This is a genomic window from Pseudoramibacter alactolyticus ATCC 23263, assembly GCF_000185505.1.
In the GTDB taxonomy this organism is placed as follows: Bacteria; Bacillota; Clostridia; order Eubacteriales; family Eubacteriaceae; genus Pseudoramibacter; species Pseudoramibacter alactolyticus.
The window spans coordinates 1,416,742-1,427,608 of record NZ_GL622359.1 but is presented as its reverse complement, the minus strand read 5'-3'; the positions used below and the strand labels follow the sequence as shown (position 1 = coordinate 1,427,608).

22 protein-coding genes are annotated in these 10,867 nt (G+C 52.2%); all 22 read left to right on the top strand.

Going from position 1 to position 10,867, the window contains the following annotated elements; all coding sequences use genetic code 11:
* Nucleotides 1-409 precede the first annotated feature (409 nt).
* The 22 genes from rpsJ to secY are packed head-to-tail and all read left to right on the top strand — an operon-like array spanning nucleotide 410 to nucleotide 10,842.
* Nucleotides 410-718, top strand: coding sequence for a 30S ribosomal protein S10 (gene rpsJ, locus HMPREF0721_RS06885; RefSeq protein WP_040639974.1), 309 nt, complete (start codon nucleotides 410-412; stop codon nucleotides 716-718).
* A gap of 57 nt (nucleotides 719-775) precedes the next feature.
* Nucleotides 776-1,411 carry a 50S ribosomal protein L3 gene (gene rplC / locus HMPREF0721_RS06880; RefSeq protein ID WP_006598933.1) on the top strand — a complete coding sequence of 212 codons (636 nt, stop codon included), beginning with the start codon at nucleotides 776-778 and terminating at the stop codon, nucleotides 1,409-1,411.
* A gap of 17 nt (nucleotides 1,412-1,428) precedes the next feature.
* Complete coding sequence (rplD, locus tag HMPREF0721_RS06875) at nucleotides 1,429-2,049, top strand: 50S ribosomal protein L4 (protein ID WP_006598932.1); 621 nt, start codon at nucleotides 1,429-1,431, stop codon at nucleotides 2,047-2,049.
* Nucleotides 2,049-2,339 (top strand): 50S ribosomal protein L23, encoded by a 291-nt coding sequence (gene rplW, locus HMPREF0721_RS06870; protein ID WP_006598931.1) that lies wholly within the window; start codon nucleotides 2,049-2,051, stop codon nucleotides 2,337-2,339. The genes rplD and rplW overlap by 1 nt, the downstream gene beginning before the upstream one ends.
* A gap of 41 nt (nucleotides 2,340-2,380) precedes the next feature.
* Nucleotides 2,381-3,214, top strand: a complete 834-nt coding sequence (rplB, locus tag HMPREF0721_RS06865; RefSeq protein ID WP_006598930.1) for a 50S ribosomal protein L2 — start codon at nucleotides 2,381-2,383, stop codon at nucleotides 3,212-3,214.
* Between the two features lie 15 nt (nucleotides 3,215-3,229).
* Nucleotides 3,230-3,508, top strand: coding sequence for a 30S ribosomal protein S19 (rpsS, locus tag HMPREF0721_RS06860; protein WP_006598929.1), 279 nt, complete (start codon nucleotides 3,230-3,232; stop codon nucleotides 3,506-3,508).
* A gap of 18 nt (nucleotides 3,509-3,526) precedes the next feature.
* Complete coding sequence (rplV, locus tag HMPREF0721_RS06855) at nucleotides 3,527-3,871, top strand: 50S ribosomal protein L22 (protein ID WP_006598928.1); 345 nt, start codon at nucleotides 3,527-3,529, stop codon at nucleotides 3,869-3,871.
* Nucleotides 3,872-3,890: 19 nt separating this feature from the next.
* Entirely contained in the window at nucleotides 3,891-4,613 is a 723-nt protein-coding gene (gene rpsC / locus HMPREF0721_RS06850) for a 30S ribosomal protein S3 (RefSeq protein WP_006598927.1), read from the top strand.
* A gap of 16 nt (nucleotides 4,614-4,629) precedes the next feature.
* A complete protein-coding gene (gene rplP, locus HMPREF0721_RS06845) occupies nucleotides 4,630-5,058 on the top strand; it encodes a 50S ribosomal protein L16 (protein ID WP_006598926.1) in 429 nt (142 codons plus the stop codon).
* The gene (rpmC, locus tag HMPREF0721_RS06840) at nucleotides 5,055-5,264 is read left to right on the top strand and encodes a 50S ribosomal protein L29 (protein ID WP_006598925.1); all 210 of its coding nucleotides are present in this window, start codon (nucleotides 5,055-5,057) and stop codon (nucleotides 5,262-5,264) included. Before rplP ends, rpmC begins: the two co-directional genes overlap by 4 nt.
* 13 nt (nucleotides 5,265-5,277) lie before the next feature.
* Nucleotides 5,278-5,535, top strand: coding sequence for a 30S ribosomal protein S17 (gene rpsQ / locus HMPREF0721_RS06835; protein WP_040639973.1), 258 nt, complete (start codon nucleotides 5,278-5,280; stop codon nucleotides 5,533-5,535).
* Nucleotides 5,536-5,557: 22 nt separating this feature from the next.
* Nucleotides 5,558-5,926 (top strand): 50S ribosomal protein L14, encoded by a 369-nt coding sequence (rplN, locus tag HMPREF0721_RS06830; protein WP_006598923.1) that lies wholly within the window; start codon nucleotides 5,558-5,560, stop codon nucleotides 5,924-5,926.
* A 13-nt stretch (nucleotides 5,927-5,939) separates the two neighbouring features.
* Entirely contained in the window at nucleotides 5,940-6,263 is a 324-nt protein-coding gene (rplX, locus tag HMPREF0721_RS06825) for a 50S ribosomal protein L24 (protein ID WP_006598922.1), read from the top strand.
* 14 nt (nucleotides 6,264-6,277) lie between these two features.
* Nucleotides 6,278-6,817 carry a 50S ribosomal protein L5 gene (gene rplE, locus HMPREF0721_RS06820; protein WP_040639972.1) on the top strand — a complete coding sequence of 180 codons (540 nt, stop codon included), beginning with the start codon at nucleotides 6,278-6,280 and terminating at the stop codon, nucleotides 6,815-6,817.
* Nucleotides 6,818-6,828: 11 nt separating this feature from the next.
* Entirely contained in the window at nucleotides 6,829-7,014 is a 186-nt protein-coding gene (locus HMPREF0721_RS06815; protein ID WP_006598920.1) for a type Z 30S ribosomal protein S14, read from the top strand.
* Between the two features lie 34 nt (nucleotides 7,015-7,048).
* Nucleotides 7,049-7,447 (top strand): 30S ribosomal protein S8, encoded by a 399-nt coding sequence (rpsH, locus tag HMPREF0721_RS06810; protein ID WP_006598919.1) that lies wholly within the window; start codon nucleotides 7,049-7,051, stop codon nucleotides 7,445-7,447.
* A gap of 14 nt (nucleotides 7,448-7,461) precedes the next feature.
* Nucleotides 7,462-7,995: a 50S ribosomal protein L6 gene (rplF, locus tag HMPREF0721_RS06805; protein WP_006598918.1), complete on the top strand. Its 534-nt coding sequence runs from the start codon at nucleotides 7,462-7,464 to the stop codon at nucleotides 7,993-7,995.
* 51 nt (nucleotides 7,996-8,046) lie between these two features.
* Complete coding sequence (rplR, locus tag HMPREF0721_RS06800) at nucleotides 8,047-8,415, top strand: 50S ribosomal protein L18 (RefSeq protein ID WP_006598917.1); 369 nt, start codon at nucleotides 8,047-8,049, stop codon at nucleotides 8,413-8,415.
* Nucleotides 8,416-8,430: 15 nt separating this feature from the next.
* The gene (gene rpsE / locus HMPREF0721_RS06795) at nucleotides 8,431-8,937 is read left to right on the top strand and encodes a 30S ribosomal protein S5 (RefSeq protein ID WP_006598916.1); all 507 of its coding nucleotides are present in this window, start codon (nucleotides 8,431-8,433) and stop codon (nucleotides 8,935-8,937) included.
* A 9-nt stretch (nucleotides 8,938-8,946) separates the two neighbouring features.
* Nucleotides 8,947-9,129 carry a 50S ribosomal protein L30 gene (rpmD, locus tag HMPREF0721_RS06790; protein ID WP_006598915.1) on the top strand — a complete coding sequence of 61 codons (183 nt, stop codon included), beginning with the start codon at nucleotides 8,947-8,949 and terminating at the stop codon, nucleotides 9,127-9,129.
* Nucleotides 9,130-9,139: 10 nt separating this feature from the next.
* On the top strand, nucleotides 9,140-9,583 hold the full coding sequence (rplO, locus tag HMPREF0721_RS06785; RefSeq protein ID WP_006598914.1) for a 50S ribosomal protein L15: 444 nt from the start codon (nucleotides 9,140-9,142) through the stop codon (nucleotides 9,581-9,583).
* Nucleotides 9,583-10,842, top strand: coding sequence for a preprotein translocase subunit SecY (secY, locus tag HMPREF0721_RS06780; RefSeq protein ID WP_006598913.1), 1,260 nt, complete (start codon nucleotides 9,583-9,585; stop codon nucleotides 10,840-10,842). The genes rplO and secY overlap by 1 nt, the downstream gene beginning before the upstream one ends.
* The last annotated feature ends 25 nt before the right edge of the window (nucleotides 10,843-10,867 follow it).

Genomic DNA, 10,867 nt, shown 5'->3' with positions numbered 1-10,867 from the left:
CAGGAGAAGAGATATTCGATGTGCGGATGCACGAATAGCGGAAAAGTAAAAGTCGTCAGAGAGAGCCGTCAAAAAAACTGAATAAAAACTTAAGCGGTCCAGCGATGAAAACAGTTTGAAAGAAAAATGAAAATATTTTGAGAATTTATCAAAAAAAACTTGCGTGCCGAGAGGAATTCCATTATACTAATCAAGGTTGGCTGTCTGCGATGAATCGGAAAGTTGCTGTTACTAATTCAGGTCACTTCTGAGGAGTATGTCACGATCTTAGAATCGGGCGATTATCGTCTGAGCAGAGCGAAAAAAGGGCGCGAGCCCGGTTTTTTTCGGACAGTCTCTGTGAACACCCGGAAGGGTGGAAGGGCGAGAAGCACAGCACCTTAAAAACTTCAGGAGGTTTGTTAAAGGTATGAGCAAACAAAAAATTAGAATTCGGTTAAAAGCTTTCGATCACAAATTGCTGGATCAATCCGCACAGCGCATTGTCGAAACGGTAAAGCGCACCGGCGCCGCTGTTTCCGGGCCGATTCCGCTGCCGACAGACAAAGAAGTCGTCACGATTCTCCGCGCCGTTCACAAATATAAGGATTCCAGGGAACAGTTTGAAATCAGAACCCACAAGCGTCTGATCGACATCCTCGAACCGACCCCGAAAACAGTCGATGCGCTGATGCGCCTCAATCTGCCTTCCGGCGTCGATATCGAAATTAAGCTTTAAAAGATTGTCGGCCAAAGTATTATGATCGCAAGGGCGATCCAATAATCAGGAGGAAAAATGAAAAAAGCAATTATCGGTAAGAAAATCGGTATGACGCAGATCTTCCAGGAAGATGGAACCGTCGTGCCGGTCACCGTTGTTCAGGCAGGACCCTGCACGGTGGTGCAGAAGAAAACCCTTGAAAACGATGGCTACGAAGCGGTGCAGTTGGCTTATGGCGACATTAAAGAAAAAAATGTCGTTAAACCGGTGAAAGGTCATTTTGACAAATACGGGGTGGATTACGCCCGGACGCTGCGCGAATTCAGACTGGACGACTGCGCGTCGCTGGAAGCCGGCCAGAAAATTAAAGCGGACGTTTTCGAAGCGGGCGACAAGGTTGATGTTTCGGGCAAGTCCAAAGGAAAAGGCTACGCCGGGGCCATCAAGCGCTGGGGCCAGCAAAGAGGTCCCATGGCGCACGGATCGAAATATCACCGCAGCGCCGGTTCCATGGGCGCATCGGCTTATCCGGCCCGCGTGCCCAAGGGCAAACACCTCGCCGGGCAGATGGGGAATAAAAACGTCACAGCCTTGAACCTCGAAATCATTCAGGTGGACGCGGAAAACAATCTTCTGCTCATCAAAGGTGCTGTCCCGGGACCGAGAGGTGGCGTGGTTTCCGTCAAAAGCAGTGTGAAAGCTGCCGAATAACGCAAGGAGGAAGTCAAATGCCAAAAATCGATATTTTAGATATGAAGGGAAATGTCGTCGACAGCGCAGAACTGAGCGACCGCGTTTTCGGAATCGAACCGAACGAACCGGTGGTTCATCAGGTTGTCGTCGCACAATTGGCCAATAAACGCCAGGGAACCAAAGGCACCAAGACCAGATCCGAAGTCCGCGGCGGCGGCAGAAAACCGTGGCGCCAGAAGGGCACAGGCCGCGCCCGCGCCGGTTCCAGCCGTTCACCCCTGTGGATCGGCGGCGGTGTCATTTTCGCGCCGAAAGCCAGAGACTTCAGCAAAAAGGTCAATAAGAAAGTCCGCAATCTCGCGATGCGTTCCGTCTTCTCGGCGAAATTTGCCGACAAAGAACTCCGCGTCGTCGACGCGCTGAACTTCGACGCGCCGAAAACCAAGGACATGATTGCCGCGCTCGCTGCAATTGACGCCGGCAAGGCGCTGGTGGTCACGCCGGAAAAAGTCGACAACGTTTATCTGTCCGCCCGCAATATCCCGAAGACCCGGGCGACCACCGTCGCTGAACTCAACGTTTACGACATGCTGAAATACGACGTGCTGGTGCTCACCAAAGACGCGCTGGCGAAGATTGAGGAGGTATATGCATAATGAAGGATCCTCGCGATATCATCATTCGTCCGATCATCTCCGAAAAGAGCATGGACAACACCGAACAGAAGAAATATACCTTCAGAGTTGCCAAGGACGCCAATAAAATTGAAATTAAAAACGCCGTCGAAGAAATCTTTGATGTGACGGTTGCGAAAGTGACCACCATGAACATAAAAGGCAAGATGAAAAGACGGGGCTACACCGTCGGCAGAACTTCCGACTGGAAGAAGGCCATCGTCAAGCTGACGGAAGACAGCAAGACCATCGAATTTTTCGAAGGAGTTTAATCATCGCCCGATAAGCAAAATGAAAGGAAGGTTTGCGAATAATGGGGATTAAAAAATACAGACCGACTTCTCCCGGACGCAGAAACATGTCCGTCAACACCTATGAAGAAGTCACCAAACAGGAGCCGGAAAGATCGCTGCTGGCTCCGCTGAAGAAAAAGGCCGGCCGCAATGTGTACGGCCGAATCACCGTTCGCCATCAGGGCGGCGGCGCCAAACGCAAGTACAGAATCATCGATTTCAAGCGCAGCAAGGACGGTGTGCCGGCGAAGGTTGCCGGGATCGAATACGATCCGAACCGTTCGGCCAACATCGCGCTGCTGCATTATGCAGACGGCGAAAAGCGCTATATTCTGGCACCGCTCAACCTGAAGGTCGGCCAGACGGTCGTTTCCGGCGCCGATGCCGATATCGTGGTGGGCAACTGCCTGCCCCTGGCCAATATCCCGGTTGGGACCATGGTGCACAACATCGAACTCAAGGCGGGCAAAGGCGGTCAGATGGCGCGCTCGGCGGGCTCTTCCGCTCAGCTGATGGCCAAGGAAAATAACTACGCGACTCTGCGGCTGCCCTCCGGGGAAATGCGCATGGTCCGTTTGGAATGCCGCGCCACCATCGGCGTCGTCGGCAACCTGGATCACCAGAATGTCCGCATCGGGAAAGCAGGCCGCAAACGCCACATGGGGATCCGTCCGACGGTTCGCGGCTCGGTTATGAACCCGAACGACCACCCGCACGGCGGTGGGGAAGGTCGTGCGCCGGTTGGCCGTCCGGGACCTGTTACCCCCTGGGGCAAACCGGCTCTTGGCTACAAGACGCGCAAGAAGAAAAAAGATTCTGACAAATACATTGTCAGACGCCGCAACGCCAAGTAATTAGGAGGTTTATCAATGAGTCGATCTTTAAAGAAGGGGCCTTTCGTCGAAGAAAGACTGCTTAGAAGAGTAGAAGAAATGAACGAAAAGGGCGAAAAGAAAGTTGTTAAGACCTGGTCGCGTTCTTCCACCATTTTCCCGCAGTTCGTCGGACACACCATCGCCGTCCACGACGGCCGCAAGCACGTGCCGGTTTACTGCACCGAAGACATGGTAGGCCATAAACTTGGCGAATTCGCTCCGACCCGCACATTCAGAGGGCATGCCGGCGAAAAGAAAACCGGCGCGTTCTAAGCCTGAAGGAGGAAAAACATGGAAGCTAAAGCAACAGCGAAATACGTCCGCGTTTCGTCCAGAAAGGCCAAGCTCGTCGCCGATGCCATTCGCGGCAAAAGCGTCGGAGAAGCTTTATCGGTTCTGCAGCTGACCCCTAACAAGGCAGCCCGCATGATCGAAAAGGTGGTGCTCTCTGCCTATGCCAACGCGGAAAACAATCACAACATGAATACAGATACCCTGTATATCCATCAGATTTCAGCCAATCAGGGCCCGACGCTCAAGCGTTGGAAAGCCGGTCCCCAGGGCCGTGCTTTTCCGATCAAAAAGAGAACGTCCGTTCTCACCGTCGTCCTGAAAGAATCCGATGCTAACGAATAATCATAGGGGGTAAATAAATTTGGGTCAGAAAGTGAATGCGTTCGGTTTTCGCGTTGGGGTCATCAAGGACTGGAATGCGAAATGGTACGCGAATGATAAAAACTTTGCCGATAATCTGATTGAAGACAATAAGCTGCGTCAGTACATCAAGACCAGCCAGTTCCAAGCCGGGATTTCAAAAATTGTCATCGAACGTTTCGGCAATAAAGTGAGAATTCACATTTACACAGCCAAACCGGGCATGATCATCGGCCGCGGCGGCGCCGGCATCGACGCCCTCAAAGCGGAACTCGAAAAGATGATCAAGAAGACCGTCTTCATCAACATCGTCGAAGTCAAAAACATCGATATGGATGCGCAGCTCATCGCTGAAAACATCGCCGGTCAGCTGGAAAGAAGAATTTCCTTCCGCCGCGCAATGAAGCAGGCCATGCAGCGCACGATGCGCGCTGGCGCCAAGGGAATCAAAACGTTGGTCTCCGGCCGTTTGAACGGAGCTGAAATTGCGCGTAAAGAAGGCTACGCCCAGGGGAATGTGCCGATGCAGACGCTGCGCGCGGATATTTCCTACGGTTTTGCCGAAGCGGACACCACCTACGGCAAACTGGGCGTTAAAGTATGGGTGAACAAAGGCGAAATCCTGACCGGGCGCGAAGACGTGCTGGCGGACGCCGCCAAGGCAGATAGCAGCCGCGGCAAGAAAAACAGCGGCCGTCGCAAATCCGCCCAGCCCGAAGCGTAAAGGAGGATGTTAAATCATGTTAATGCCAAAGCGTGTGAAACGCAGAAAACAACATAGAGGCCGCATGAAGGGGAAAGCTACCCGCGGCAACACCATCACTTACGGTGAATTCGGGATTCAGGCGCTCGAACCGGCCTGGATCACCTCCAACCAGATCGAAGCGGCCCGTGTCGCCATGACCCGTTATATCCGCCGCGGCGGCCAGGTCTGGATCAAGATTTTCCCGGATAAACCGGTCACTGCTCAGCCGGCCGAAACCCGAATGGGTAAAGGGAAAGGTTCCCCGGAATACTGGGTGGCCGTGGTCAAGCCGGGCCGCGTCATGTTTGAAATCGGCGGCATCTCGGAAGAAATGGCCAGAGAAGCTTTGCGTCTGGCTCAGCATAAACTGCCGATCAAGACAAAGATTGTCAAGAAGGCCGACCAGGAAGGTGAACAGGCATGAGTAAACAATTAACCGAATTGAGAAATCTCAATGACGCTGAACTGAAGACAAAACTGGGTGACCTGAAAGAAGAACTCTTCAATCTGAGATTCCAGAATGCGACCGGTCAGCTCGAAAATCCGATGCGGATTCGCGAAGTCAAGAGAACGTATGCCCGCATCCAGACCATCCTTACAGAACGTCAGATGGCTGCAAAACAGGCATAGGAAGGAAGGATAGCTGATGGAACGTAATGAAAGAAAAACGCGCGTCGGCAAAGTGGTGAGCGATAAGATGGACAAAACGATTGTCGTCGCCATCGAAACGTTCAAGAAACACCCGCTGTACAAAAAACGCGTGAAAGATACCGTTACATTTAAAGCCCACGACGAAAACAACGAATGCCATGTCGGCGATACCGTTCGCTGCATGGAAACCAGAAAACTGTCCAAGGACAAAAACTGGCGCGTCGTCGAAATCGTCGAAAAAGCATTATAATTTGTCACAGGAGGCATCAGAGATGATCCAGCAGGAAACAAGATTAAAAGTCGCTGATAACACTGGGGCAAAGGAACTTTTGTGTATCCGGGTGCTCGGCGGTTCCGGCAGACGCTACGCCAATATCGGCGACGTGATCGTCGCTTCTGTTAAAAGCGCAGCGCCGGGCGGCGACGTGAAAAAAGGCGACGTGGTCAAAGCGGTGGTCGTGCGCACGGTGCGCGGCGTCCGTAGAAACGACGGCAGCTATATCAAGTTCGATCAGAACGCCGCCGTTCTGATCAACGATGACAAGAACCCGAAGGGAACCCGCATCTTCGGGCCTGTCGCCAGAGAGTTAAGAGACAAAAAGTACATGAGAATCGTGTCTTTGGCTCCTGAAGTGTTATAAGGGAGGATTCCAGATGGCAAGAAAATTACATGTCAAGACAGGCGATACCGTTCAGGTGATCTCCGGGAAGGATCTGGGGAAAACCGGAAAAGTTTTGGCTGTGGACCTCGAAAAGCGCCGCGTGAAGGTGGAAGGGGTCAACATCCAGACCAAACATAAAAAACCGACACAGGCCATGCAGCAGGGCGGCATTGTGAAGCAGGAAGGCTTTATTGATGCGTCGAACGTTTTGCTCTATTCCGAAGAACTTGGCCGCGGCGTTCGCACCGGGATCAAAGTGACGGAAGACGGCAAGAAGGTCCGTTACTGCAAGAAGACCGGCACGGTGCTTGATTAAGAGAGGAACTGACCATGACAAGAATGAAAGATAAATACTTGAACGAAGCTGTTCCGGCTCTTAAGGAAAAATTTCAGTATAGCAACATCATGGATGTTCCGAAGCTCGTCAAAGTTGTTGTCAACATGGGCCTCGGCGACTGCAAGGACAACGCGAAGCTGCTCGATGCGGCCGTAGCCGATCTGGCGACGATCACCGGTCAGAAGCCGATCGTGCTCAAGGCGAAGAAATCCGTCGCGAACTTCAAAGTCCGCGAAGGCCAGAACGTCGGCGCCAAAGTTACCCTGCGCAGCGACAGAATGTATGAATTCTGCGACAAGCTCTTCAACATTGCGCTGCCCCGCGTCCGAGACTTTCACGGTTTGTCCAACAACGCCTTCGACGGCCGCGGCAACTACGCTTTCGGCGTGAAAGAACAGCTGATCTTCCCGGAGATTGATTACGATCAGGTCGAACAGATCCGCGGGATGGACATTATGTTTGTGACGACAGCCAAGACAGACGAAGAAGCCCACGAATTACTGGCACAGCTTGGCTTGCCCTTTGAAAGATAGGAGAATCGTTCATGGCAAAAACATCGATGAAGGTCAAACAGCAGCGTAAACAAAAATATTCTACCAGAGAATACAATCGCTGCAGAATTTGCGGCAGACCCCACGCATACCTGAGAAAATACGGGATTTGCAGAATCTGCTTCCGAGAATTAGCCTATAAGGGCGAAATTCCTGGTGTCCGCAAAGCCAGCTGGTAAAATTCGCAATTACAAATAAAAGGAGGGACTTAGCATGTCAATGACTGATCCGATCGCGGATATGCTCACGAGAATCAGGAATGCAAACAATGCAGGTCATAAAACTGTTGAGATTCCAGCATCCAATGAAAAAAGAGCGATCTTGAAGATTCTGTTGGATGAAGGCTATATCAAAAAGACAGAAGAAATTGACAACGGCAACCAGGGCATTATCAAAGTCACCCTGAAATACGGTGAAGATAAGAGCAAGGTCATCGCTGGTTTAAAACGCATCTCCAAGCCGGGCCTGCGTATTTATGTCGGCAAGGAAGATGTGCCGAAGGTTTTAAATGGTCTGGGCGTGGCAGTGATGTCGACGTCCCAGGGCGTCATCACGGATAAAGCGGCGAGAAAAGCCGGCATTGGCGGCGAAGTTGTCTGCTACGTCTGGTAAAGGAGGAAAGCAAGATGTCAAGAGTTGGTAATGCTCCTGTTGTGATCCCCGAAGGCGTCGATATCCAAATCGATGATCAGATTGTGACCGTCAAGGGGCCGAAGGGCACCTTAACCCGGGAAATGCATCCGGATATGCAGCTGTCGATCGAAGACGGTGAGCTGAAGGTCGAAAGACCCTCGGAAGGTAAATTCCACAAATCGCTCCACGGCATGACCAGAGCCTTGATCGCCAATATGGTGACAGGCGTCAGCCAGGGATTTGAAAAAGTGCTGGAAATCAGCGGTGTCGGTTGGAGAGCCGAAAAGAAGGGCAAGAAGCTCATCATGAACCTCGGTTATTCCCATCCGGTTGAAATGGAAGATCCCGAAGGCATTGAAACCGCAATGGACGGCCAGACAAAAGTGATTGTCAGAGGGATCAGCAAGGAAGCCGTCGGCGCTTATGCTGCCAATATCCGCGCGAAGAGACCGCCTGAACCTTACAAGGGACATGGTATCAAGTACGCTGATGAACACATCAGACGTAAAGTCGGGAAGACCGGCTAATCGGTTTAACTGATTGAGGCCATATCCGAAAGGTAAGAGAAAGGATCATCAATGATTAAAAAGATCGATAAAAATAAAGTACGTCTGAGCAGACACAAACGCGTCCGCAGAAAAATCTCCGGAACCGCGGAACGTCCGCGTCTTTGTGTGTTTCGAAGCAACAAACACATCTACGCCCAGGTGATCGACGACGTCGCGGGCAACACCCTTGTCGCCTCCTCCACTTTGGATGCAGAGGTGAAAGAAGCCATCAGCCACGGCTCCGATAAAGCTGCCGCAAAAGCCGTCGGTGCGTCCGTTGCCAAAAAGGCACTGGATGCCGGTATCAATGATGTTGTCTTCGACCGCGGAGGCTATATCTACACGGGAAGAGTCAAGGAATTGGCCGAAGCTGCTCGCGAAGCTGGCTTGAAATTCTAAGGAAGAGGTCTGTTAATGAAAAAAAATCTTATTGACGCGACTGGTCTGGAACTTCAGGACAGAGTCGTAGAAATCAACCGAGTCAGCAAGACCGTCAAAGGTGGCCGCAACATGCGTTTCAGCTGTTTGGTGGTGGTCGGCGACGGCGACGGACTCGTCGGCGTGGGCTCCGGCAAGGCGGTGGAAATTCCCGACGCGATCCGCAAGGGGATTGAAGCGGCGAAGAAGAATCTGATTCGCGTGCCCCTGCGCGGGACCACGATTCCGCACCAGGTCGTCGGCGCCGAAGGCGCGGGCCGCGTGCTTTTAAAGCCGGCCGGCGAAGGGACCGGTGTGATTGCCGGCGGTCCGGTTCGCGCCGTCTGCGAATTGGCGGGGATCAAAGACATTCGAACCAAATGCCTGGGGACCAATAATCCGACCAATGTCGTGAATGCAGCCATCGAAGGTCTCGCCCGTCTGACCACGGTGGAAGCCGTGGCGGCAAAACGCGGCAAGAAACCGGAAGAAATTCTGGGTTAGGAGGGAATCATGGCTAAGAAGTTAAACATTACTTTAAAAAAGAGCTTGATTGGCCGCAATCAAAGACAGCGCGCAACCGTTAAAGCGCTGGGGCTGCGCAAGATCGGCCACACCGTGATCCATGATGACACACCGCAGATCCGCGGCATGATTCACAAGGTCGACTTCATGGTCGATGTCGAAGAAGCGTAGGAGGTTTCGCATGAAATTAAATACATTAAGCCCGGCGGAAGGCTCGAGAAGAAACACCAAGCGCAAGGGCCGCGGGACCGCAACCGGTCAGGGGAAAACCGCCGGACGAGGCCAGGACGGCCAGAAATCCCGTTCCGGCGGCGGCGTTCGCCTCGGGTTTGAAGGCGGCCAGATGCCGCTGTCCAGACGCCTGCCGAAGCGCGGCTTTTCAAACTATCATTTCAAGAAAGAATTTGCCATCGTCAATGTCGGCGATCTGAACGCCTTTGACGAAAATACCGTCGTTACGCCGGAACTCCTGCTCGAATACGGCTTTGTCAGAAAACAGCTGGCCGGCATTAAAATTCTGGGCGAAGGGGAACTCACCAAAGCCCTGACGGTTAAAGCGAATAAAATCAGTAAATCTGCTGAAGAAAAAATACTTGCCTGCGGAGGGAAGGTTGAGGTGATCTAATGCTTTCTACTTTGAAGAATGCATGGAGCGTCCCGGAGCTGCGTCGTAAAATTGTGATGACGTTGCTCCTTCTTCTGGTGTATCGGCTCGGGTCATTCATTCCCGTGCCCTACATCGATTCTCAGCAGCTGGCATCCTTGATCAACGATGGCGGCATTTTCGGCCTTTTTAACATCATTTCCGGCGGGAACTTCGGAAACTTCACGATCTTTGCCATGGGGATCACCCCCTACATCAACGCATCGATCATCATGAACCTGCTGGCTTTTGCCATCCCGGCGCTTGAAGCGCTTCAAAAGGAAGGAGAAGAAGGCCGCAAGAAACTCGCACAATACACCCGCTATCTGACAATCATCCTGGCGATTGTTCAGGCGCTCGGGATGAGTTTGTCCTATCGGAATCTTTTAGTAGAAAAAACAGCGTTCACCATTTTTGCGGTGGTCCTCATCGTCACGGCGGGAACGATTTTCCTGATGTATCTCGGCGAAAAGATCACGGAAATCGGCATCGGCAACGGGGTCTCGCTGATCATTTTCATCAGCATTGTCTCTCGGATTCCCGATGCGGTCGGCAGCATTTATCAGTATGTGCAGAATGGCACCATGAATGCGGTCTCGCTCATCTTGCTGGTCATTTTTATCATCGCGGCGACCTTTGCCGTTGTGGCGGTGACGGAAGGGCAGCGAAAAATTCCGATTCAGTACGCCAAGCGCGTGGTCGGCCGCAAAATGTACGGCGGACAGAATACCCATATTCCGCTGCGCGTGAACATGGCCGGGGTCATCCCGATTATCTTTGCCAGTTCGCTCACACTGCTGCCGGCGACATTGGCTAACTTCTTCCCGAATTCGGGATTCAGCCAATGGGTCTCCAAGTATTTCGCCTGGGGCCAGCCGACCACGACGGTGATTTATGTCATTCTGACGGTGGCCTTCACCTATTTTTATACGGCGGTAACCTTTAATCCCTTCGATATCGCGGACAATATCAAAAAACAAGGCGGCTATGTGCCGGGGATTCGCCCCGGGAAACCGACGGTGGATTATTTCACCCGGATCATGAACCGTCTGACGCTGTTCGGCGGGATCTTCCTGGCGATTATCGCGATTATTCCGATTATTGTCGGCAATTTCATGGGCGGCGTCAACATGCAGTTCGGCGGCACGAGTTTGCTTATCGTCGTCGGGGTTGCCCTCGAAACCGTCAAACAGCTGGAATCTCAGCTCACCATGCGCAATTATCAGGGATTTTTGAAATAAGCAGTCAAAACAATTCAATAAGATA

What these genes read in the sequence shown, in the direction of transcription:
- rpsS (WP_006598929.1), top strand. Translation starts at nt 3,230, where the DNA reads ATGAGTCGATCTTTAAAGAAGGGGCCTTTCGTCGAAGAAAGACTGCTT.
- rplD (WP_006598932.1), top strand. Translation starts at nt 1,429, where the DNA reads ATGCCAAAAATCGATATTTTAGATATGAAGGGAAATGTCGTCGACAGC.
- rplC (WP_006598933.1), top strand. Translation starts at nt 776, where the DNA reads ATGAAAAAAGCAATTATCGGTAAGAAAATCGGTATGACGCAGATCTTC.
- rplE (WP_040639972.1), top strand. Translation starts at nt 6,278, where the DNA reads ATGACAAGAATGAAAGATAAATACTTGAACGAAGCTGTTCCGGCTCTT.
- rplN (WP_006598923.1), top strand. Translation starts at nt 5,558, where the DNA reads ATGATCCAGCAGGAAACAAGATTAAAAGTCGCTGATAACACTGGGGCA.
- rplR (WP_006598917.1), top strand. Translation starts at nt 8,047, where the DNA reads ATGATTAAAAAGATCGATAAAAATAAAGTACGTCTGAGCAGACACAAA.
- rplX (WP_006598922.1), top strand. Translation starts at nt 5,940, where the DNA reads ATGGCAAGAAAATTACATGTCAAGACAGGCGATACCGTTCAGGTGATC.
- rpsE (WP_006598916.1), top strand. Translation starts at nt 8,431, where the DNA reads ATGAAAAAAAATCTTATTGACGCGACTGGTCTGGAACTTCAGGACAGA.
- rpsH (WP_006598919.1), top strand. Translation starts at nt 7,049, where the DNA reads ATGTCAATGACTGATCCGATCGCGGATATGCTCACGAGAATCAGGAAT.
- rpsJ (WP_040639974.1), top strand. Translation starts at nt 410, where the DNA reads ATGAGCAAACAAAAAATTAGAATTCGGTTAAAAGCTTTCGATCACAAA.
- rpmC (WP_006598925.1), top strand. Translation starts at nt 5,055, where the DNA reads ATGAGTAAACAATTAACCGAATTGAGAAATCTCAATGACGCTGAACTG.
- rplO (WP_006598914.1), top strand. Translation starts at nt 9,140, where the DNA reads ATGAAATTAAATACATTAAGCCCGGCGGAAGGCTCGAGAAGAAACACC.
- secY (WP_006598913.1), top strand. Translation starts at nt 9,583, where the DNA reads ATGCTTTCTACTTTGAAGAATGCATGGAGCGTCCCGGAGCTGCGTCGT.
- rpmD (WP_006598915.1), top strand. Translation starts at nt 8,947, where the DNA reads ATGGCTAAGAAGTTAAACATTACTTTAAAAAAGAGCTTGATTGGCCGC.
- rplV (WP_006598928.1), top strand. Translation starts at nt 3,527, where the DNA reads ATGGAAGCTAAAGCAACAGCGAAATACGTCCGCGTTTCGTCCAGAAAG.
- rplB (WP_006598930.1), top strand. Translation starts at nt 2,381, where the DNA reads ATGGGGATTAAAAAATACAGACCGACTTCTCCCGGACGCAGAAACATG.
- HMPREF0721_RS06815 (WP_006598920.1), top strand. Translation starts at nt 6,829, where the DNA reads ATGGCAAAAACATCGATGAAGGTCAAACAGCAGCGTAAACAAAAATAT.
- rplP (WP_006598926.1), top strand. Translation starts at nt 4,630, where the DNA reads ATGTTAATGCCAAAGCGTGTGAAACGCAGAAAACAACATAGAGGCCGC.
- rplF (WP_006598918.1), top strand. Translation starts at nt 7,462, where the DNA reads ATGTCAAGAGTTGGTAATGCTCCTGTTGTGATCCCCGAAGGCGTCGAT.
- rplW (WP_006598931.1), top strand. Translation starts at nt 2,049, where the DNA reads ATGAAGGATCCTCGCGATATCATCATTCGTCCGATCATCTCCGAAAAG.